This window comes from Bradyrhizobium sp. WBAH42, assembly GCF_024585265.1.
GTDB lineage: Bacteria > Pseudomonadota > Alphaproteobacteria > Rhizobiales > Xanthobacteraceae > Bradyrhizobium.
This window is the reverse complement of the sequence record NZ_CP036533.1, coordinates 408315-427726: the sequence shown is the minus strand read 5'-3', so window position 1 is coordinate 427726 and position 19412 is coordinate 408315. Positions and strand designations below refer to the sequence as shown.

Sequence of the window (19412 nt, the reverse complement as noted above, 5' to 3'; positions counted from 1 at the left end):
TCTCCCGCTTGCGGGAGAGGGTGCTTCCGCAACGGGATACTCCCCTAGGGGAGAAAGCCCTCACCCGCCGCGCTCTTCGAGCGCGTCGGCCTCTCCCGCAAGCGGGAGAGGCAAGAACTGTCCGTGGCCAGCACCTTGTCAAGACGTCTCAGTCTTCGTCATCCCGCCACCCGATCTTCTCCTTCAAGAACCGATAGCCCAGCACCTCGAAACCCGCGCGCTCCTTGTTGTCCTTGCCGTAGCCGTGGCCGCCTGCGGCCGGTTCGTAGAACCAGGCCTCATAGCCCATGGCCTGCAGCTTGGCCGCCATCTTGCGCGCGTGGCCGGGATGGACGCGGTCGTCGCGCCGCGTCGTCGCGATCAGAATCGGCGGATAGGCCTGGCCGGCCTTCACGTTGTGATAGGCCGAGTAGGTCTTCAGCCATTCCCATTCGTCGGGCTTGTCGGGATCGCCATATTCCGCGATCCAGCTCGCGCCCGCGAGCAGCTTTGTGTAGCGGCGCATGTCGATCAGCGGGATGGTGCAGAACAGCGCGCCGAAACGCTCGGGGTAGCGCACCAGCATGTTGGTGATGAGGATGCCGCCGTTCGAGCCGCCCTGCGCGGCGATACGCTTTGCGCTCGTCACACCGCGGCGGACGAGATCGGCGGCAACGGCGGCGAAATCGTCGTGAGAGAGCTTCTTGCCGGCAAGGCGTCCGGCATCGTGCCAGCGCGTGCCGAACTCGCCGCCGCCGCGCAAATTCGCCTGCACCGTGGTGCCGCCGCGCTCCAGCCACAGCTTGCCGAGCGACGCGTTGTAATACGGCTTCACCGAAACCGCGAAGCCGCCATAGGCGCTCATATAGACCGGCGCATCGCCGGTCTCGCCGGCGGGGCCGGTCTGCACATAGGGAATTCGCTCGCCGTCAACGGAGATCGCCTCGTGCTGCGTCACCATGAGCCCGTCGGCGGTGAACGTCTTCGGCGCCTGCTTCAGCACGATCGGGCTTGCGACGCCGCGTTCGATCAGCAGCAACGAGGGCGGCGTCAGCGGATCCTGCACATTGGCGAGCAGGGCGCCGTTGCTCTCGGAGGCATGGCGATCGAGCGTCCAGACGTCGACGACGCCGATTCCCGGCAGGCCGGAAAGCGTCTCGCGGCTCCATGTCGCGGCGGAAGGCGTGCAGATCTCGAAACGCGGCCTCAGCTCGTCGAGGATCGAAAGGACCAGCCCGCCTGCCACCCAGAAGAAGCCCTGGATCGCCCGACGCGGCGCCGGCTCGAACAGCATGGCGAACTCGCGGCCGCCTTTGAGGAATGCGGAGAGCGAGATGCCGAGCGCCGCGTCGGCCTCGTACGTCCGTCCGGCCACGGACCAGTTCGAGCGCGGTTTGATCGCGAGCCAGTCGCCATGGGCCTGCAATTCTATGTCGGTCGGCAGATCCAGCCTTGCGAGCGGTCCGGTCTGATCTCCGATCGAGACGCTGAAGTTGAAGAAATCCAGCATGCGGCCGAACCATATCGTTCGATTCGTCGTGATGCGATCGACGTAGCAATATGCCGCCATGTCGTCCGCCGAGGCCTCGAACAGCACCGAAGCCTGTTCGACCCTTTGGCCGCGCCGCCAAAGCCGCACGGTGCGCGCATAGCCCGATGTCGTCGCCATGCCCTCGCCATGCGCGCTCGAAAGCAGCAGCGTGTCGGCATCGAGCCAGTCGACGCCGCCCTTGGCTTCCGGCAGTGCGAAGCCGCCGGCAACGAAGCTTCTCGTGTCGAGGTCGAACTCGCGCAAAGTGACGGCGTCGCTGCCGCCGCGCGACAGGCTGAGGATCGCGCGCGAACTGCCGGGCATCGTGGTGATCTGGCTCAGCAGCCAGTCCTCGCCTTCGCTCGCCGCAAGCTGATCAATATCAAGTATGGTTTCCCATGCCGGATGCGGCTTTCGAAACTCTTCCAACGTGGTCCGCCGCCACAGGCCGCGGGGATTGCTGGCGTCCTTCCAGAGATTGTGCAGATCGGAGCCGCGCCGGCTGACATAGGGAATGTTGTCGGGACGATCGTAGATGCCAGCGAGTATGTCGCGGCCGCGTTCGAAGGCCGCTCCGCCGAAGGCCTGCAGCGTCAGGCTGTTCTGCCGCTCGACGAAATCGAGCGCCTGCCGGCCCTCGATCTCCTCCAGCCACAGCCAGGGATCGTCGTCGGGAGCTTGCAGCGTGGGCCTGTCGTCGACGGACATAACGTAACTCCCAGTGATCGCGGCGGATAGGATTTGATCGAGCGCAAGCCGTCAAGGGCGCGCATCGCTATCATCGCAGCGATTGCGTCAGGGGCATGGCCCGCGCCCGTTTGCGCCGGTTGCCGGCCCTCTCTCACCCCTCCATAGTGCCGCGAATCAACAGAGCCCTTTGGGCGGAAATGCCGATGCTGGACGTGACTGCAGCCAATGAGATCGCCGACGATGCCCGCGTGCGCGCCAACGTGGTGCGCCTTGCCGCCGCGCAGGCGCTGACCGGCGCCAACTCGGCGGTGATCTTCGCCACCGGCGCGATCGTCGGTGCCACGCTCGCGCCGGACATGTCGTTCGCGACCGTGCCGATCTCGATGTATGTGGTCGGGCTCGCTGCCGGCACGCTGCCGACCGGCGCGATCTCGCGCCGCTTCGGCCGCCGTGCCGCCTTCGTCATCGGCACCGGCCTCGGCGCGCTCACCGGCCTGCTCGGCTCGTTCGCGATCCTGCACGGCTCGTTCGCGCTGTTTTGTCTGGCGACCTTTCTCGGCGGCCTCTACGGCGCGGTGGCGCAATCCTATCGCTTTGCGGCTGCCGACGGCGCCAGTGCGGCCTACCGGCCCAAGGCCGTGTCCTGGGTGATGGCGGGCGGCGTGTTCGCGGGCGTGCTCGGTCCGCAGCTCGTGCAGTGGACCATGGATGTCTGGCAGCCTTATCTGTTCGCCTTCAGCTTCCTGGTGCAGACGGCCGTCGCGCTGGTTGCCATGGGCATCGTCGCCGGCGTCGATATGCCGAAGCCCGCGCCGGCCGATCTGCACGGCGGCCGGCCACTGCTCACCATCGTGACGCAGCCGCGCTTCATCGCGGCCGCTTTGTGCGGCGTCATCGCCTATCCCATGATGAACCTGGTGATGACCTCTGCGCCGCTCGCCATGAAGATGTGCGGCCTCAGCGTCTCCGATTCCAATTTCGGCATTCAATGGCACATCGTCGCGATGTATGGGCCGAGCTTCTTCACGGGTGCGCTGATCGCGCGCTTCGGGGCGCCGAAGATCGTGGCTGCCGGCCTGCTGCTGGAAGCAGGCGCCGCCACCATCGGTCTCTCCGGGCTCACCGCGATGCACTTCTGGGCCACGCTGATCGTGCTCGGCGTGGGCTGGAATTTCGCCTTCATCGGCGCCTCCGCGCTGGTGCTGGAGACGCATCGCCCGCAGGAGCGCAACAAGGTGCAGGCCTTCAACGATTTCCTGGTGTTCGGCATGATGGCGATCGGCTCGTTCTCGTCGGGCCAGCTGCTCGCCAATTTCGGCTGGTCCGCGGTGAACCTCGTGGTGTTCCCGCCGGTGCTGCTGGGTCTTGCCGTGCTCTCGCTGGTCTCCTGGGCGAGGCGCCGCCAGGCGCGGCTGGAGGCAGCCATGGGCGAGTTCCCCGACGCGGTCTAGTTTGGCAAGAGGCTGTCAGCAGCGTTGACACTTCGATCCAGGTCGAAGTGATTTTCGGAAGCCCGGTTGTTACATGATGCTCGTCATCAACAGGCGAGCGTTCAGCCCAAGCGCTCGCGGGGGGAACGAAGGACCAGCGCAAATGCTCGACAATCCCCGCCACATTCCGCCAATCGACGAATCCTCGCTCCGTTACGAAGGCTGGCGCATCGTCGCGGTCTGCTTCCTGCTCGCGACCTTCGGCTGGGGGCTCGGCTTCTACGGCCAGAGCGTCTATGTCGCCGAGCTGCAGCGGGCGCGGGGCTGGCCGGCCTCGCTGATCTCCTCCGGCACCACGTTCTTCTACCTGTTCGGCGCGCTGCTCGTCGTCTTCGTCGGCGAGGCCGTGCGGAAATACGGTCCGCGCCTCAGCCTGCTGGCCGGCACGCTGGCGATGGCGGCGGCCGCAGTCGCGATCGGCGCGGTAAGCGAGCCCTGGCAGCTCTATCTCGCCGATGCCGTGCTCGCCTTCGGCTGGGCCGGCACCAGTCTCGCCATGATCACCAACACGATCAGCCTGTGGTTCGACGAGAGGCGTGGCATGGCGATCAGTCTCGCACTCAACGGCGCCAGCTTCGGCGGCATCGCCGGCGTGCCGCTGCTGGTGGCGTTGATCGGCCATGTCGGCTTTGCCGGTGCGATGTACGCCGCCGCCGGCGCCATGCTGGTGCTGCTCGTGCCGGTCATCCTCCTTCTCGTCGACCGCCCGCCCGATCGCCACGGCTGGCACGCGGCGAAGGCAAGACCGCAATCATCGACGGAGATCCGCGCCTGGGCGCTGCGTGACGTCGGCTTCCTCACGGTGACGATCGCCTTTGCCCTCGTGCTGTTCGCCCAGGTCGGCTTCATCGTGCATCTGATCTCGTTCCTCGATCCCGTGATCGGGCGCGAGCGCGCCGCCGTGGCCGTCGCGGTGCTGACCGCGATGGCGGTGGTCGGTCGCGTGCTGTTCTCGCTGGTGATCGACCGCCTCAATCAGCGTCTCGCGTCCGCGCTGTCGTTCCTCAGCCAGGCCGCCGCGCTTCTCGCCGTCATCAACCTGCACAACGACTATGTACTGATCGCGGCCTGCGCCGTGTTCGGCTTTTCGGTCGGCAACCTCATCACGCTGCCCTCGCTCATCGTGCAGCAGGAGTTCGACTCCGCCGCCTTCGGCGTGCTGATCAGCCTCAATACCGCGATCAACCAGGTGACCTATGCGTTCGGCCCCGGCGTCGTTGGTTTCCTGCGCGATCTCTCGGGCGGCTATACGCTGCCGTTCTACCTCTGCATCGCGCTGGAGGTGATGGCGGCGGCGCTGATCATGGTGCGCGGGAAGCCGCGTTTCTCCGGGACGACGCGCGCTTAGCGAGGCGTTAGTCCGCCACGATCTTGACGCGATCGCGCACCTTGACCTGCGCGGTGCGATCGAGGCCGTTCAGCACGCGGAAGCGCTCGGCGGGATGGTCGACGCCGGCCATGCGGTGCGAGAGCGATTCCACGGTGTCGCCGGGCTGCACCGTGATGACCTTGATGCGCAACGGGCGCGCGGCCTGGATTTCCTCCAGCGTCAGGCGGCGGAACGAGTTGACGGTCTCGCGCGCGTTGCGCTCGCTCTCGGTCGATTTCTGCCGTGCCGCGAAGATGAAGCGATAGACGTCGCTGCCGAAGCGCAGCGCATAGACCTTGAACTGCCACTGGTCGCCCTTGGCGGTGGCGGACGCCGCCGGAAAACCGTTGATGGTGAGGTCCTCGGTCGAGGCCTTCTCGACGCCTTCCATCCAGCCGGAGTTGAGGTAGTCGCCGAGCGACTGCTCTCCGGGCACGCGCACGACGTCGAAGCGCATCGCCTGCGCGCCGCCCTCGCGCACGCCGATCACGGCCTGTGCGGTGTTGTCGAGCGTGAAATTGTCCGGCGCCTGGAAGGTGAAGCCGAGCTTCGGATGCAGGAAACGCCGACCGCGGACAAAGCCTTCGCTGGGGTCTTCGCCATAGACGAGGTTGTCGATCGCGGCGAGATAGCTCTCGCGATCGCGCTCGGCGCCTTCGGGCGCCGTGTATTGGCGGGCAATGTTCTGCGCGTTCTGCACGCGTTCCGGCGTTGCCGGATGCGACGAGGTGAAATCCTGCGCGCGCGGATCGAGCGAGCTCTTGCCGGCCTTCAGCTCGGCATTGCGCTCCATCGCGGACAGGAAGCGCGCGGCGCCGTATGGGTCGAAATGCGCCTTGGCGGAGATGCCGACGCCGATGCCGTCGGCCTCGAACTCCTGCTTGCGCGAGAAGCTCGCCATGGTGAGCTTGGTCTTGGCCAGCGCCAGCGCGGTGAGGTCGGGATCGTTGCTCATGTCGGTGACGACGCGGGTGACGATCGCGGCCTGGCGCGCCTGGTCCTCGCGCATTGCGGCGTGCTTGGACAGCACATGCGCCATCTCGTGGCTGAGCACGGAGGACAATTCGGAGGTGTCGCTGGCGAGCGCAAGCAGGCCGCGCGTGACATAGAGCTGGCCGTTCGGCAGCGCGAAGGCGTTCACCGCGCCGGAATTGAGGATCGTGACCTTGTAGCCCTGGTCGGGCCGGTCGGAGGCCGCGACCAGCCGGTCGACGGTCTTGCTGACGAGCGCCTCGAGCTTGGGATCGTCATAGGTCCCGCCATAGCTCGCCAGGATGCGCTCGTGCTCCTTTTCGGTGGCCGGGGTTTGTGCGACGGCGGGCTTTGGCTTCGGCATCGCCACGGCCGTCGGGGTCGCCGCAGTCTGGAACCGGCCCATATCGCCGCAGCCGGCGAGAAGCCCGCCCAGCACAAGGCAAAGCGCGGCCGGCGCAGCCCGCAGGCGGCGGCAATCACCCAGTCCGTGCCGTTCTAGCACCCCATTCACGTCGATTGACCCGTGCCCGGCCGTTTAAGGCCTTACCCCAGTAGGCTCGTTTGCGCCCAGCAATTCAACCTGTCCCAAGAGACGCACATCGATACGCGGCCCCGTCGTCCCCTCAACCCAGCCCCGAACGCGAATACGCCGATTTTCCAGGGACTTAAGGGCCATGCCGGCGTTTTCGAACGCCGCTAGCGTGCGCTTTGAAATAGTCACGGCAAAGCCGCGTGTCCAGTTCCGTCCGAAGTTGAGGTAGGTCGTTGCCCCAGCTTGCCGGACTGACAGGACTTTGCCCTCGATTACCGCAAAGCGCCCGATCTCCGCCAAAATATCGTCCGGACTTTCCGCGTTTTTTATGGCCGACGGGTCAGCCCAGCTGCCCATTTTTTGACGCCGCGCCGCGGCTTCGGACGCCATCAGGGCAGCCGCGCAGTCTTTGTCTACGATCTCGGCGGAGACCACGGCCTCGCCCCGGGCGAGCAGCATGGCCTGCACCGAGGTGTCGCTTTCGCCGATGAAGACCAGCGCGCTCTGGCGGCCGTAGCGATCGGGCGTGTCGTCAGCGCTCCGCAGCATCACGTCGCGGCCGGCGAGCAGCGAGGTCAGCGCCTGCTTCGTGGTCGCGGTCGGCACGATGCCGCTGAGGCGGATCTCGCGGCCGTCGTCGAGACGCACGCTGCGCGCATCGACAATGGCTGCAACGCGGCCTTCGCCCTGGGACTCGAACTGGCAGGGTGCGGCGAAGGCGGTGTTAGCCGCAACGAGAAGAAAGAGGACGATGAGGCGAAGCCGTTGCGTCACGTGACCCGGAGAGGTTGCGCTGCGCGGCAACCATACCTCAAGCGTGGTTGGGTGCGAAGAGGTTTCGCCATACTCCGTCATTGCGAGGAGCCCTTCGCGACGAAGCAATCCAGAATCTTTCCGTGGATGCATTTCTGGATTGCTTCGCTGCGCTCGCAATGACGATGCGGAAACATTTCGTCGTCCTCACCATTCCGCTTTGCGGAAAACATACGCGGCAATGCGCGCTTCCAATCTCTCCCCGCGCTTGCTGCCCCCTCCCGCATGCGGCATGATTGCGGCAACACCAATAACCAAGCCGCCATCAGAGCACGGCGCGATAAGGGAGGTCGTTTTCGATGAAGAGTATTTTGTCCGGCATTTTTGCCGCCGCGTTTGCCCTCAATGCGAGCGCCGCACAGGCCCAGGACAAGCCGCCGCTGAAGATCGGCGGCATTCTCGACATGTCGAGCCTTTATGCGGACATCACCGGCCCCGGCAGCGAGACTGCGGCGAAGATGGCGGTCGAGGATTTCGGCGGCGAGGTGCTGGGACGCAAGATCCAGGTGCTGGCGGCCGATCATCTCAACAAGGCCGATCTCTCCGCCAACATCGCCCGCGACATGCTCGACAACCAGGGCGTCGAGATGATCTACGACGTCGCGGCCTCCGCGACCGCGCTTGCCGCCGGCGAGATCGCGAAAGCGCGCAACAAGATCGTCATGTTCAACGGGCCGGGCTCGATCCGTCTCACCAACGAGGCCTGCGGCCCCTACACCATCCACTACGTGTTCGACACCTACGGCCAGGCCAATGTGACCGGTCTTGCGGCGGTGAAGTCGGGTCTCGACAGCTGGTTCTTCCTCACCGCCGACTACGCCTTCGGCCAGGATCTGGAGAAGGACACCAGCGCCGTCGTGACCAAGACCGGCGGCAAGGTGCTCGGTGCCGTCCGCCATCCGCTCAACACGTCGGATTTCTCGTCCTTCCTGCTCCAGGCCCAGGCCTCCAAGGCCAAGGTGATCGGGCTCGCGAATGCCGGCGGCGACACCATCAACGCCATCAAGCAGGCGGCGGAGTTCGGCATCACCAAGGGCGGCCAGAAGGTCTCGCCGCTGCTCGCCTTCGTCACCGATATCGACTCGATCGGGCTCGAGACCGCGCAGGGTCTGCTGCTCGCGGAAGCGTTCTACTGGGATCTCAACGACGACACGCGTGCCTTCTCGAAGCGCTTCATGGAGCGCACCAAGCGGGTGCCGACCTCGGCGCAGGCCGGCGTCTATTCCTCCGTCACGCATTACCTGAAAGCCGTGAAGGCGGCCGGCACCACCGACGCCGCGGCGGTGATCAAACTGATGAAGGAGACGCCGATCAACGACTTCTTCGCCAAGGGTGGCAAGATCCGCGAGGACGGCCGCATGGTCCACGACATGTACCTGTTCGAGGTGAAGAAGCCGTCGGAGTCCAAGGGCCGCTGGGACGATTACAAGCTGCTCGCCACCGTCCCCGGCAACGAGGCATTCCAGTCGCTGGAGCAGTCGCGCTGCCCGCTGGTGAAGAAATGACGGCGTGACTTCTTCACGCCGTCATTGCGAGGAGCTCTTGCGACGAAGCAATCCAGACTGCATCTGCGGAAACATTCCTGGATTGCTTCGCTTCGCTCGCAATGACGATGTGGTGATAGGTCGGCTAGACGATAACAAGGAGACGTCCGCATGAACGACATGGTCCTGCAAAAGCTCGAAGGCGGGCTGCTCACCATCACCATGAATCGCCCGGAGCGGAAGAACGCGCTCAACCCCGAGATGGTCGCCGGGCTGGTCGAGGCGGCGCGGCGCGCGGCGGATGATCCCGAGGTGCGGGCGGTGCTGTTCAAGGGCGCCGGCGGCTCGTTCTGCGTCGGCGGCGACGTCAAGTCGATGGCGCAGGGGCGCGCACCGCTGCCGTTCGAGCAGAAGCTCGCAAATCTTCGCCGCGGCATGGAGGTTTCGCGCATCCTGCATCAGATGCCGAAGCCCGTGGTGGCGCAGCTCGATGGTGCGGCGGCCGGCGCCGGTCTGTCGATGGCGCTGTCCTGTGACCTGCGGATCGCCTCCGAATCCTGCAAGATCACGACGGCCTTTGCCAAGGTCGGCTTCTCCGGCGACTACGGCGGCACCTACTTCCTGACCCAGTTGCTCGGCAGCGCGCGGGCGCGCGAGCTCTATCTGATGTCGCCGGTGCTCACGGCGAGGGAAGCGCACGCGATCGGCATGGTGACGAAGGTCGTGCCCGACGCCGAGATCGACGCCGCCGCGCACGAGCTCGCACTGTCGCTGGCGCAGGGCCCGTCGATCGCGCTCGGCTTCATCAAGCGCAACATCAACAATGCCGAGCACCTGGCGCTGGAGGATTGCTTCGACGGCGAGGCGATCCATCACACCCGCTGCGGCGACACCGAGGACCACAAGGAGGCCGCCAAGGCCTTCGTCGAGAAGCGCAAGCCGACCTTCAGGGGCGCATGACCATGGCGCCGTATATCCGGCTGCGTCAGATCTGCCTGGTCGCGCCGCAGCTCGAGCCCGTCATCACGGATATCGGCCGGATCATGGGCCTCGCCGTCTGCTATCGCGACGGCAATGTCGCCAAATACGGCCTGGAGAACGCACTGCTCCCGGTCGACACGATCCTGCTGGAGGTGGTCGCGCCGTTCAAGGACGGCACCACGGCCGGCCGCTTCATCGAGAAGACCGGCGGCCGCGGCGGCTATATGGCGATCTTCTGCTGCGACGATCCGGACGAGCGCGGCCGCAATGCCAATGCGCAGGGCGTGCGCACCGCCAACGTCATCGACCACGCGCCCTATCACGGCGTGCAGCTCCACCCCCGCGACTGCCGCGCCGCCTTCATCGAGTTCAATCACACCGACGGCAGCGACGATATCCTTGGGCCGTATCCGCCGGCCGGACCGGACTGGCAAAAGTTCATCCGCAAGGATGTCACCGAGGCGCTGACGGTGGTGGAGATGCAGAGCCCGGATCCGCAAGGGTTGGCCGAGCATTGGGGCAGGATCATCGGCGTTGCGCCTGAAGGCACCGAACTGAAGCTGCCCAATGCGACCTTTCGCTTCGTCAAGGGCGCCAGCGAGATCATGAGCGCGCTGGAGTTTCGGGTGACAGACGTGGCGCAGGTGCTGCATACCGCCAAGGCGAAGGGACTCGCGGTCGCGGGCAATGAGTTCTTGCTGGGCGGAGTGACGTTCCGCGTGAGCTGAGCGACTCATGCGCAGGGTTGGGCAAAGCGAAGCGTGCCCACCAATTCCACCACACAAATGAAGCGATGGTGGGCACGGCGCTTTGCGCCTTTGCCCACGCTACTGCTCCGGCTTACCGCCCCTTGAAATTCGCCGCGCGGCGTTCTTCAGTCGCCTTCACGCCTTCCTTGAAGTCCTCCGTCGCGCGCAATCTAGTCTGCTCGGCGAGCTCGTGATTGGTCGCAGCCATCACGCGGTCGGCGAGGCCATTGCGCATCGTGGCGCGGGTGGAGAGCAGGCCGAGCGGAGAGCATTCGGCGATCTCGCCGGCGAGCTTCATCGCGGCCGCCTTGACCTGGTCCTGCGGCACCAGCTCGTTGGCGAGGCCCCATTTATAGGCTTCCTCGCCGGTGACGCGGCGGCTGGTGTAGAACATCAGCTCGGCGTTGTTCTTGCCGATGAGTTCGGGCAGCGTCACGGTCAGGCCGAAGCCGGGATGGAAGCCGAGCTTCGTGAAATTGGCGGAGAAGCGCGCCTCGGGGCAGGTGACGCGGAAATCGGCCGACACTGCAAGCCCGAGTCCGCCACCGATGGCCGCGCCCTGCACGGCGGCGACGATCGGCTTCCTGGCGCGGAAGATGCGCACGGCCTGGATGTAGAGATGGTTGATCGGGCCGAGACTGTCGGCGGGATCGCCCTTCTTCTCGGCTTCGCGTGCCTCCTGGGCCTGCCGCGCAGGATCGCCGAAATTGGCGCCGGCGCAGAACGCCTTGCCTTGCGCGGAGAGCACGGACGCACGGATCTCGATGTCGCGGTCGAACTCGTCGAGCGCGTCCGCGATCTGGTTGATCAGCGAGATGTCGAAGAAGTTGAGCGGCGGGCGGCGGATCTCGATAGTGCCGACATGCCCCACCTTCTCGACGCCGATATCTTTATACGTGCTCATGATGATCCTCGATTGAATTAGCGCAGACCCAAGCCGCGGGCGATGATGCCGCGCAGCACCTCGGTGGTGCCGCCCTGGATGGTGAGCTTCGGCGCGGTCTTGATCGCGAAGTCGAGCTGCCGCTCCAGGGTCTCGCGGTTGGTCGCGGTCTCCTCGACGAAGGCGGCGAGATCGCGAACCCGATGCGGCAGCTGCTGCTCCCAGACCGTGCCGATGTCCTTGACGATGGACGCCTCCACCACCGGCTCCTTGCCGGCTTCGAGCATGCCGGCCACCGAGACCGACATGCGCCGCATGGTGTGGAGCTGCGCGACCAGGCGGCCGATGCCCTCGGCGCTGCGCGTGTCCGGGTTGGGGCCGACCGCACGCACGAGCTCGGTGAGCACGTAATAGGTCTCGAGGAAGCGCTCGGGGCCCGAGCGCTCATAGGCGAGCTCGCTCGTCGCCTGCTTCCAGGCCCCGTCGACTTCGCCGAGCACATGGTCATCGGGGATGAAGTGATCGGTGAAGACGACCTCGTTGAACTCGTACTGGCCGGTGATCTGGCCGATCGGGTTCACCTTGATGCCCGGCTGCTTCATCTTGACCAGGAACTGGGTCAGGCCATGACGGCGGTTTTCCTTGGTCGGCGGCGAGGTCCGGAAGATCGCGATCATGTAGTCGGCGATATGCGCCGACGAGGTCCAGATCTTGGTGCCGTTGATCAGATAGCCGCCGTCGGTCTTGGTCGCGCGCGTCTTCGCCGCGAACAGGTCGGAGCCCGAATTCGGCTCGCTCATGCCGATGGCAAAGCAGATCTCGCCGCGGCAGATCCGCGGCAGGATGTCCATCTTGATGTGCTCGGGCGCGTATTTCAAAAGCACCGGCCCGCTCTGGCGGTCGGCGACGAAGAAGCGCCGCGTCGGCGCGTTGGCCACGCGCATCTCCTCGGTCACCACGTAGCGCTCGAGGAAGGAGCGTTCCTGGCCGCCATACTTTTTCGGCCAGGTCATGCCGAGCCAGCCCTTGGCGCCGACCCGGCGGGAAAATTCCGGCGCGTCGGTGTCTTCGCGGTTGGGCTTGTGCGGATCGAAGGTGCCGGCGGCGATCTCCTCGGCGAGGAAGGCGCGCACTTCCTTGCGCAATTGCTCGCATTTCTCGGGCAGGCGGATCGGATCGAAACGCAGGGCAGCGGTCATGTCTTCTCTCTCCGATCAGCGCGATGCCACGAGCGGCCACAATTCGTCGGCGCCGCGGTTTGCGACGAGCTTGCCGAGCTCGACCGCCCAGTAGCTCTCCGAGCCGAAATCGTCGCGCCAGGCCAGCGCCCGCAGCGAGTAGCGGTGCAGGATGTGCTCCATGGTGAAGCCAATCGCGCCATGGACCTGATGCGCGATGCCGCCGCCTTTTTCGGCAGCTTCCGCGCAGCGGATTTTTGCGGAGGCGGCTTCGAGATAGATCTCGTCGTTGAACGATTTTGCGTTCGCGATGGCGTCGGCGGCGGACGTCGCCGCCGCCAGGGCCGCGGCGGATTCGCCGGCAAGGCGGGCGAGATTGTGCTGCACCGCCTGGAATTTCGAGATCTTCTTCTCGAAGGCGACGCGCTCGTTGGAATAGCGCACGGAAATGTCGAGCATCGATTCCAGCGCGCCGGCGATTTGCAGGCTGCGCGCGACGCCGCCCATCAGCATCAGATGAATCTGCTCGAAGCCCTTCGGTGCGGGCTTGATGGTGATCGGCTGGACCTTGTCGAGGGTGACGGTGTCGCTGTGGTCGTAGCCGACATTGAGTCCGGCCTCGATCCGCGCCTTGGCCGCGTCGATCAGCGCAATGGAAACGCCGTCCTTGCCGTGCGCCAGCACCGCGAAATGCTTCGCCGTCTTGGCGAAGGGCACGCCGCGGGCACGGCCGGAGAGCGCGCCGTCGGCATCCAGGCTGATGCGGTCCTTTGGCGTGGCCGGCAGCACTGTCATCTCGCCCTCGGGCGAAGCGATCTTCGCCTGCGCCAGCAGCCATCCCGCCAGCATGGTCTCGGCCAGCGGCACCGCGACCGCGAAACGGCCGGCGGCGCCCATCAGCGCAAAGCCGTCGGCGAGGCTCGCGCCCGAGCCGCCGAGATCATCAGCCACCCAGGACAGCGGCAGGCCGGCTTCGCTCAGCGCCTGCCACAGCGGCGCCTGCCACGCATTCGTCTTGTCGTTGTTGATGGTCTGCGGATCGGCGAGATCGGCGAAGATTTTCTCCGCGGTCTCGACGACGATATTGTCACTCTCCGCCACAGCGTTCCCCGTCTTTTGCCATTGGCGCGTCCGGTCTGATCGGCCAGTGCGCAGTCTCTTCTTGCGCCCGATGATCGGAAAAAGCCATGGCCCTGACAAGCGTTGATCGCAGGTCCATCTGCGGCGCCGGCATGGGGCCAGGCTTGAAGAAATGCTAATTCCGCTTAGCGGAGTTTGCTCGATTTGCAGGGCGCGGCAAACTCGCTAAACAGGACGCCACACCAGACACAGGGGAAGGAAATCCGGATGGCAAAAGACGGCTTGTGCGCAATCGTGACGGGGTCCGCATCCGGGCTGGGTGCAGCGACTGCGGAAATTCTCGCGCGCAGCGGGGCGCGGCTCGTCATCAACTATTCGTCGAGCCAGAAGGAAGCCGAGGCGACGGCCGAGACCTGCCGCAAGGCGGGCGCCGCTGAGGTGCTGGTCGCACAGGGCGACGTCTCCAAGGATGAGGATTGCCGCAAGATCGTCGCGGCGGCGAGCGGCTGGGGCCGGCTCGATATCCTCGTCAACAATGCGGGCACCACCAAGCATGTGGCTCATGCCGATCTCGACGGCTTGTCGGCTGAAGATTTCCAGCGGGTCTACGGCGTCAACACGATCGGCCCGTTCCAGATGGTGCGCGCGGCGCGCAGCCTGCTCGAGGCCGGTGCGAAGGCTTCGGGGCGGCCCTCGGCGGCGGTGAATGTGTCGTCGGTCGCCGGCATCAGCGGCGTCGGCTCGTCGATTGCGTACGCCGCGAGCAAGGGCGCGCTCAACACCATGACGCTGTCGCTGTCGCGTGCCCTGGCGCCGCTGATCCGCGTCAACACCGTGTGTCCGGGCTATATCGACACGCCCTGGTTCACCAAGGGCCGCGGCGAGGCGCAGGCCAAGCAGGTACGCGACAGCGTCGTGGCGAAGGTGCCGCTGAAGGTCGCATCATCAGCGGAGGACATCGCCCAGCTCGTCTGCTTCCTGGCGATGCCGGCCTCCAGCAACATGACCGGCGAAGTCGTGCGCATGGATGCGGGAATGCATTTGGTAACGTGAACTCGTCATTGCGAGCGCAGCGAAGCAATCCAGAAGTCCCTCCGCGGAAATAGTCTGGATTGCTTCGTCGCTGCGCTCCTCGCAATGACGATGTGGAGGCGGTGTGCCGCCCCTCCCGATTGAGGTTGTCACCCCTTTATCACGCCACTCGCCACCAGCCGGTGCCAGATGAACAACACCACCACCGCGCCGATCGTCGCTGTGATGAAGCCGGCGCCTTGGTCGGGGCTGTAATGGCCGATGGCCTGGCCGACGAAGGTCGCTAGAAACGCGCCGGCGATGCCGAGGATGGTGGTGAGGATGAAGCCGCTCGGATTGTTCGGCCCCGGCGCCAGCCAGCGCGCGATGAGGCCGGCAATGAAGCCGACGACGATGATCCACAACAGGCCGCCCATGCTCATGACTGTGCTCCCCTTCCCGAAAGCGTATCGATCGAGGTCCGACTAGATTCTGCCCGAGAGCTCGTTCTCGGTCGGTAGCCGTCCATCCGGCGTCAGATGGTCGACCACTTGCGGCAGATACTGGCTGAGGCCGTTGAGCAGTTCCTCGCGCGACAGGCCGCTCTGGGCGGACAGGCTCTCGATCTGGTCGGCACCGAGTGCGCTGGCGAGATCGCCCGGCGCGATCGGCTTGTTCTCGCCCTTGCCGACCCAGGAATTCGCGGCATCGCCGTGGCCGCCCTGCTGCAGCTGGTTGAGGAGATCGCCGAGACCGCCGCTGAGCACGGTGCCGGCCGCGCCGCCCGCGAGCAGGCCGCCGAGGCCGCCCTTGAGAATGTCGCTTAGCCCGCCGCCGCCTGCACCCGCGTTCACCGGCGGCGGTGCTGGCGATGGTGACGGTTGCGGCGCCGAGCCTGACTGGCTGGTCGTGAAATGCTTGAACGCCTTCCAGGCGAGCAGGCCGAGCAGCGCCATGGTCATCGGCGACATGCCGCCCGAGGATTTCTCTGAGCTCGGCGTAGAGGGGCCGCGCGGGCCGTTCTGCATGCCGTTGAGGACGTCGAGTAGACCCATGGTGCTCTCCTTTGGCGTCTCGTTCGGCGAGCGCTCGCCGCTGGCTGCCCCCGGGGCGAAAACATATGGGGCAGTCATGACCGTTACAAGTCGGATGCGCCGCGATTGGTTGCCGGCCTCGCCTCTGCTATCGAAGGCCGGTCATTCAGGGAGTAAGCCCAGTGGTTGCGGATCGATCGATCGTGGTGGCTGGCGCCGGCGCCATCGGCTGTTTCGTCGGCGGCAAGCTGGCCGCCGCCGGCCGGCGCGTCGCGCTCTTGGTGCGGCCGCGGGTGAAGACCGAGATCGAGCGGTTCGGCCTGCTTCTGACCGATTTCGACGGCTCCGAGACGAAGCTCGGCGCCGGCCAGCTAGCGCTGTCGGAAGACCCTTCGATCTTGCACAGCGCCGGCATCGTGCTGGTCACGGTGAAAAGCGCCGACACCGCCGCTGTCGCCGACCAGATCGCGCAGCATGCGCCTGAGGATGCCGTCATCGTCTCGCTCCAGAACGGCATCGGCAATGTCGCAGTGCTGCGCGAGCGGCTCGGCGGCCGGTCCGTGCTCGCCGGCATGGTGCCGTTCAACGTGATCGCGATGGGCGATGGCCGTTTCCACCGCTCGACCTCCGGCGACATTCACGTCGGAGAGGATTCGGTGAACACGGCCGTGGCGCTCTCGGTCTCCGGCCTCAGTGTGCGCGCGAGCCGTGACATCACCGGCGTGCAATGGGGCAAGCTGATCATCAACCTCAACAATGCGCTGAGCGCGCTGTCCGACATGCCGCTCGCCGCGCAATTGGCGAACCGTGACTGGCGAAGATTGTTCGCTGACCAGATGGCGGAAGGGCTGGCCGCACTGAAGGCCGCCGGCATCGTGCCGGTATCGTCGACGCCGATCCCGACGAGCTGGTCTCCGGCCTTGCTGCGGCTGCCCGATGCGATCTTCGGCGCGATCCTCGGGCGGACCATGAAGATCGATCCCGAGGCGCGCTCCTCGATGTGGCAGGATCTGAAGCAGGGCCGCAAGACCGAGATCGACTATCTGCAAGGCGCGGTCATTGCGCTCGCCGAGCAGAACCATGTCGCCGTGCCGCTGATGCGCCGCATTGTTGCGCTGATCAAGGAAGCCGAGGCGGCCGGCAACGGTCCGCCGCGGCTGACGCCGCAGCAGATCCGGGGCGTGAATTGAGGACGAGGAGGGCGTGATGAAGCGTTGTCTGATGATCGGCCTCGCGCTGGCCGCGCTCTGCGGCATGTCGACGCTCGCCTACGCCAGGCCGCCGACGGTCTTGAACTCCCCCGGCTATGACAGGCGTTTGCAGGAGAGCCGGTCGCAGTTGGGTGCTTCGCCGACGGTCACGGCGCCGGTGGTCCATCCGAAGCGCGGCAAGAAGAAGCAGCCGAACTGAGGATTGCAAGCCGGAGCTCTATCCACGCGTCATTGCGAGCGCAGCGAAGCAATCCAGTATCTTTCTGTGCCGAGACTCTGGATTGCTTCGCTGCGCTCGCAATGACGCCTGTCGTGAACTCAGCTCTCGTAGGGTGGGCAAAGCGAAGCGTGCCCACCGACGCTCTCAATCATAAACAGACGGTGGGCACGGCGCTTTGCGCCTTTGCCCACCCTACGACCATCTCGCAATGACGGCTGCTGCTTCAGCCCTTCTTCGCGGGCTTGCTCGGTGTCGGGTTGAACAGCTTCTTCAGGTCGTTCAAGCTTTCCGACAGACGCGGCCATTCGCAGGAGAATGAGCTCTTGGTGCAAGGCGCGGCCTTCGGCCTTGCGCCTGCGGCCTGCTGCACCTTCGGCCGCTCGACCGGCACCGGCACGCGCTCGACTTCGGTCCGCAGCGCGACCTGCTGGAGCTGCTGCACCTGTTGCTCTTGCTGCTCGCGCTGCTGCCGCGCGGTGGCCTGGGCCGCTTCGTTGCTGCGGCGCTGCTTGGCGAGATAGGCGGTATAGGCTTCGTCGATCTTCTTCTGCTCCTCCGGCGTCGGATTGGGGCCGGCGATGTCGAAGGTGCGATCCTGGAGGAAATCGTAATAGGAATAGCCGCCGCCCAGCTTGCGGCGGCCGGCAAACTTGGCGTTGCAATCGGCAAGGGCCGCGGTCTTCTCAGCCTTGGTTGCGGCTTTCTCGGCGGCGTCGGCGCATTCCTCGAAATCGACAGGTGCGCGTTTCCACCATTGCGCCTCGGCATGCCCCGGCGTCAGCAGAATAAATCCTGCTGCGGCAACGAGAAGCAGCGCCGCGCGATGCGATGTAACTACGGCCGACATTCTAAGAGGGTATTCCTTGCAAGACGCAACCCGAACTGAGTCGAGCCAGATTTTTGCCTCTTTATGGCCGGCTTGTCACCCATGGAACCCGGGAAATTCAGGGCTGGGATGCTGACATTTTGTGCTTGACGTGGCGCGGGAGTCACAGCGCCCCGCCGGCAGGCTGTTACACTCGTATTGCGAGCGCCTCACTCCCGGCTGGCGACGCCAGGAAGACGAAGTGGCGCGCCTTCCGGATCTGGCCTTTCGAAGGCGCGGGCGCATGCTGAATGAGACAAACACGGAAGGACTGATATGACGATCACCATCGCAGCGAGCAGCGTGCCGAAGCCGCCGGCTGATATCATTAAAGGTTTCAGGGACGCGCCGACCTCGGTGATCTCGGACAACCTCGGCCGGCTGCCCGGCGCGGTCGGGCTGAGGCCGTATCATCGCGGCGGCAAGCTGGTGGGAACGGCCTTCACCGTGCGCACCCGGCCCGGCGACAATCTCGCCATCCACCGCGCGCTCGACCTGGTCGGGCCCGGCGACGTCATCGTGGTCGACGGCGGCGGCGACGAGACGCGCGCGCTGATCGGCGAGATCATGAAGAACATCGCGCAATGGCGCAAAGCCGAAGGCTATGTGATCGACGGCGCGATCCGCGACGTCGCGGCCTTCGCGGCCGACGACTTTCCCTGCTACGCCCGCGCGGTGATCCATCGCGGTCCGTACAAGAACGGCCCCGGCGAGATCAACGTGCCGGTGACGATCGGCGGCAGCGTGATCGCGCCCGGCGACATCGTCGTCGGCGACGAGGACGGCGTGGTTTCGTTTCCCGCGACTGGTGCGGCCGCGCTGCTGGAAGCGGTGCGCGTTCAGGTCGCGCGCGAGGAGGAGACGCTGAAGGCGATCCGTGAGGGTCGTTACCAGGGCGCTTACGGCAAGGCCTGATCTGGCGGAGTGTAAAGGGGAGGATGACGTGAGCCAGAAGGACGAATTCCACAATCTCGACGACGCCAGCGACGGCCTCTTCCGCGAGCTCGCCGCCGGCGTGACCACGCGCATCTTCTCCGGCGAGCAAGCGATGCTGTCGGTGGTGACACTGGCGCCGCATGCGCAAGGCACGCTGCATCATCATCCCGAAGAGCAATGGGGCGTGCTGCTCGACGGCTCCGCCATCCGCGTCCAGGGCGATGAGGAAATCCCGGTCAAGAAGGGCGATTTCTGGCGCACGCCAGGGAACGTGCCGCACACCATGCGTGCCGGTCCCGACGGCGCCCGCGTGCTGGACATCTTCAGTCCGCCTCGGCCAGAATACAGAAAAGCAGGGTCAGGCTTCGGCACGACCTAAAGCGCCTTGCGCTTTAGCCTAT

The 19412-nt window shown here is 65.6% G+C and carries 19 protein-coding genes; 10 read left to right on the top strand and 9 right to left on the bottom strand.

Annotated features, from left to right (window positions below; genetic code table 11):
* Positions 1-148 precede the first annotated feature (148 nt).
* Positions 149-2218, bottom strand: coding sequence for a prolyl oligopeptidase family protein (locus tag DCG74_RS02095; protein WP_172786573.1), 2070 nt, complete (start codon positions 2216-2218; stop codon positions 149-151).
* 185 nt (positions 2219-2403) lie between these two features.
* Between DCG74_RS02095 and DCG74_RS02090 the strand changes: the two genes are divergently transcribed.
* Both DCG74_RS02090 and DCG74_RS02085 read left to right on the top strand, forming a co-directional pair.
* Positions 2404-3651: an MFS transporter gene (locus DCG74_RS02090; RefSeq protein WP_172786574.1), complete on the top strand. Its 1248-nt coding sequence runs from the start codon at positions 2404-2406 to the stop codon at positions 3649-3651.
* A gap of 142 nt (positions 3652-3793) precedes the next feature.
* Positions 3794-5038: an MFS transporter gene (locus tag DCG74_RS02085; protein WP_172786575.1), complete on the top strand. Its 1245-nt coding sequence runs from the start codon at positions 3794-3796 to the stop codon at positions 5036-5038.
* Positions 5039-5045: 7 nt separating this feature from the next.
* Here DCG74_RS02085 and DCG74_RS02080 read toward each other — a convergent pair whose 3' ends face one another.
* Both DCG74_RS02080 and DCG74_RS02075 read right to left on the bottom strand, forming a co-directional pair.
* The gene (locus tag DCG74_RS02080) at positions 5046-6437 is read right to left on the bottom strand and encodes a M48 family metalloprotease (RefSeq protein ID WP_246571735.1); all 1392 of its coding nucleotides are present in this window, start codon (positions 6435-6437) and stop codon (positions 5046-5048) included.
* 132 nt (positions 6438-6569) lie between these two features.
* The gene (locus DCG74_RS02075; protein WP_172786577.1) at positions 6570-7421 is read right to left on the bottom strand and encodes a thermonuclease family protein; all 852 of its coding nucleotides are present in this window, start codon (positions 7419-7421) and stop codon (positions 6570-6572) included.
* A gap of 257 nt (positions 7422-7678) precedes the next feature.
* Between DCG74_RS02075 and DCG74_RS02070 the strand changes: the two genes are divergently transcribed.
* The 3 genes from DCG74_RS02070 (at position 7679) to DCG74_RS02060 (ending at position 10572) form a co-directional block, all read left to right on the top strand.
* Positions 7679-8884 carry an ABC transporter substrate-binding protein gene (locus DCG74_RS02070; RefSeq protein WP_172786578.1) on the top strand — a complete coding sequence of 402 codons (1206 nt, stop codon included), beginning with the start codon at positions 7679-7681 and terminating at the stop codon, positions 8882-8884.
* 150 nt (positions 8885-9034) lie between these two features.
* The gene (locus DCG74_RS02065) at positions 9035-9823 is read left to right on the top strand and encodes an enoyl-CoA hydratase (RefSeq protein WP_172786579.1); all 789 of its coding nucleotides are present in this window, start codon (positions 9035-9037) and stop codon (positions 9821-9823) included.
* A 2-nt stretch (positions 9824-9825) separates the two neighbouring features.
* Positions 9826-10572, top strand: coding sequence for a hypothetical protein (locus DCG74_RS02060; RefSeq protein ID WP_172786753.1), 747 nt, complete (start codon positions 9826-9828; stop codon positions 10570-10572).
* A gap of 112 nt (positions 10573-10684) precedes the next feature.
* Here the strand turns inward: DCG74_RS02060 and DCG74_RS02055 are convergent, their stop codons facing one another.
* Genes DCG74_RS02055 through DCG74_RS02045 form a run of 3 tightly spaced genes read right to left on the bottom strand, consistent with a single transcriptional unit; the run spans position 10685 to position 13755 of the window.
* Positions 10685-11497 (bottom strand): enoyl-CoA hydratase/isomerase family protein, encoded by an 813-nt coding sequence (locus tag DCG74_RS02055; protein WP_172786580.1) that lies wholly within the window; start codon positions 11495-11497, stop codon positions 10685-10687.
* 17 nt (positions 11498-11514) lie between these two features.
* Positions 11515-12675 carry an acyl-CoA dehydrogenase family protein gene (locus DCG74_RS02050; protein ID WP_122400589.1) on the bottom strand — a complete coding sequence of 387 codons (1161 nt, stop codon included), beginning with the start codon at positions 12673-12675 and terminating at the stop codon, positions 11515-11517.
* Positions 12676-12690: 15 nt separating this feature from the next.
* Complete coding sequence (locus DCG74_RS02045) at positions 12691-13755, bottom strand: acyl-CoA dehydrogenase family protein (protein WP_172786581.1); 1065 nt, start codon at positions 13753-13755, stop codon at positions 12691-12693.
* A 246-nt stretch (positions 13756-14001) separates the two neighbouring features.
* On the opposite strand from DCG74_RS02045, the gene DCG74_RS02040 reads away from it, so the two are divergent.
* Positions 14002-14787, top strand: coding sequence for an SDR family NAD(P)-dependent oxidoreductase (locus DCG74_RS02040; RefSeq protein ID WP_172786582.1), 786 nt, complete (start codon positions 14002-14004; stop codon positions 14785-14787).
* A 128-nt stretch (positions 14788-14915) separates the two neighbouring features.
* On the opposite strand, the gene DCG74_RS02035 is transcribed toward DCG74_RS02040, so the two are convergent.
* Together DCG74_RS02035 and DCG74_RS02030 are read right to left on the bottom strand one after the other, a co-directional pair.
* Positions 14916-15188: a GlsB/YeaQ/YmgE family stress response membrane protein gene (locus DCG74_RS02035; protein ID WP_172786583.1), complete on the bottom strand. Its 273-nt coding sequence runs from the start codon at positions 15186-15188 to the stop codon at positions 14916-14918.
* Between the two features lie 42 nt (positions 15189-15230).
* A complete protein-coding gene (locus tag DCG74_RS02030) occupies positions 15231-15800 on the bottom strand; it encodes a YidB family protein (RefSeq protein ID WP_172786584.1) in 570 nt (189 codons plus the stop codon).
* Between the two features lie 161 nt (positions 15801-15961).
* On the opposite strand from DCG74_RS02030, the gene DCG74_RS02025 reads away from it, so the two are divergent.
* Both DCG74_RS02025 and DCG74_RS02020 read left to right on the top strand, forming a co-directional pair.
* Positions 15962-16969 carry a 2-dehydropantoate 2-reductase gene (locus tag DCG74_RS02025; RefSeq protein WP_172786585.1) on the top strand — a complete coding sequence of 336 codons (1008 nt, stop codon included), beginning with the start codon at positions 15962-15964 and terminating at the stop codon, positions 16967-16969.
* Positions 16970-16985: 16 nt separating this feature from the next.
* Positions 16986-17189, top strand: a complete 204-nt coding sequence (locus tag DCG74_RS02020; protein WP_172786586.1) for a hypothetical protein — start codon at positions 16986-16988, stop codon at positions 17187-17189.
* A gap of 244 nt (positions 17190-17433) precedes the next feature.
* On the opposite strand, the gene DCG74_RS02015 is transcribed toward DCG74_RS02020, so the two are convergent.
* Complete coding sequence (locus DCG74_RS02015; RefSeq protein WP_172786587.1) at positions 17434-18057, bottom strand: hypothetical protein; 624 nt, start codon at positions 18055-18057, stop codon at positions 17434-17436.
* 294 nt (positions 18058-18351) lie between these two features.
* Between DCG74_RS02015 and DCG74_RS02010 the strand changes: the two genes are divergently transcribed.
* Positions 18352-18990, top strand: a complete 639-nt coding sequence (locus DCG74_RS02010) for an RraA family protein (RefSeq protein WP_172786588.1) — start codon at positions 18352-18354, stop codon at positions 18988-18990.
* Between the two features lie 28 nt (positions 18991-19018).
* Positions 19019-19390, top strand: a complete 372-nt coding sequence (locus tag DCG74_RS02005; RefSeq protein WP_172786589.1) for a cupin domain-containing protein — start codon at positions 19019-19021, stop codon at positions 19388-19390.
* Positions 19391-19412: the final 22 nt, after the last annotated feature.

Bases quoted from the DNA above. Each gene is read 5' to 3' on its own strand.
- DCG74_RS02060 (WP_172786753.1), top strand. From the start codon at position 9,826: ATGGCGCCGTATATCCGGCTGCGTCAGATCTGCCTGGTCGCGCCGCAG.
- DCG74_RS02010 (WP_172786588.1), top strand. From the start codon at position 18,352: ATGACGATCACCATCGCAGCGAGCAGCGTGCCGAAGCCGCCGGCTGAT.
- DCG74_RS02075 (WP_172786577.1), bottom strand. From the start codon at position 7,421: ATGACGGAGTATGGCGAAACCTCTTCGCACCCAACCACGCTTGAGGTA.
- DCG74_RS02095 (WP_172786573.1), bottom strand. From the start codon at position 2,218: ATGTCCGTCGACGACAGGCCCACGCTGCAAGCTCCCGACGACGATCCC.
- DCG74_RS02070 (WP_172786578.1), top strand. From the start codon at position 7,679: ATGAAGAGTATTTTGTCCGGCATTTTTGCCGCCGCGTTTGCCCTCAAT.
- DCG74_RS02065 (WP_172786579.1), top strand. From the start codon at position 9,035: ATGAACGACATGGTCCTGCAAAAGCTCGAAGGCGGGCTGCTCACCATC.
- DCG74_RS02015 (WP_172786587.1), bottom strand. From the start codon at position 18,057: ATGTCGGCCGTAGTTACATCGCATCGCGCGGCGCTGCTTCTCGTTGCC.
- DCG74_RS02050 (WP_122400589.1), bottom strand. From the start codon at position 12,675: ATGACCGCTGCCCTGCGTTTCGATCCGATCCGCCTGCCCGAGAAATGC.
- DCG74_RS02080 (WP_246571735.1), bottom strand. From the start codon at position 6,437: ATGGGCCGGTTCCAGACTGCGGCGACCCCGACGGCCGTGGCGATGCCG.
- DCG74_RS02035 (WP_172786583.1), bottom strand. From the start codon at position 15,188: ATGAGCATGGGCGGCCTGTTGTGGATCATCGTCGTCGGCTTCATTGCC.
- DCG74_RS02030 (WP_172786584.1), bottom strand. From the start codon at position 15,800: ATGGGTCTACTCGACGTCCTCAACGGCATGCAGAACGGCCCGCGCGGC.
- DCG74_RS02085 (WP_172786575.1), top strand. From the start codon at position 3,794: ATGCTCGACAATCCCCGCCACATTCCGCCAATCGACGAATCCTCGCTC.
- DCG74_RS02040 (WP_172786582.1), top strand. From the start codon at position 14,002: ATGGCAAAAGACGGCTTGTGCGCAATCGTGACGGGGTCCGCATCCGGG.
- DCG74_RS02055 (WP_172786580.1), bottom strand. From the start codon at position 11,497: ATGAGCACGTATAAAGATATCGGCGTCGAGAAGGTGGGGCATGTCGGC.
- DCG74_RS02090 (WP_172786574.1), top strand. From the start codon at position 2,404: ATGCTGGACGTGACTGCAGCCAATGAGATCGCCGACGATGCCCGCGTG.
- DCG74_RS02020 (WP_172786586.1), top strand. From the start codon at position 16,986: ATGAAGCGTTGTCTGATGATCGGCCTCGCGCTGGCCGCGCTCTGCGGC.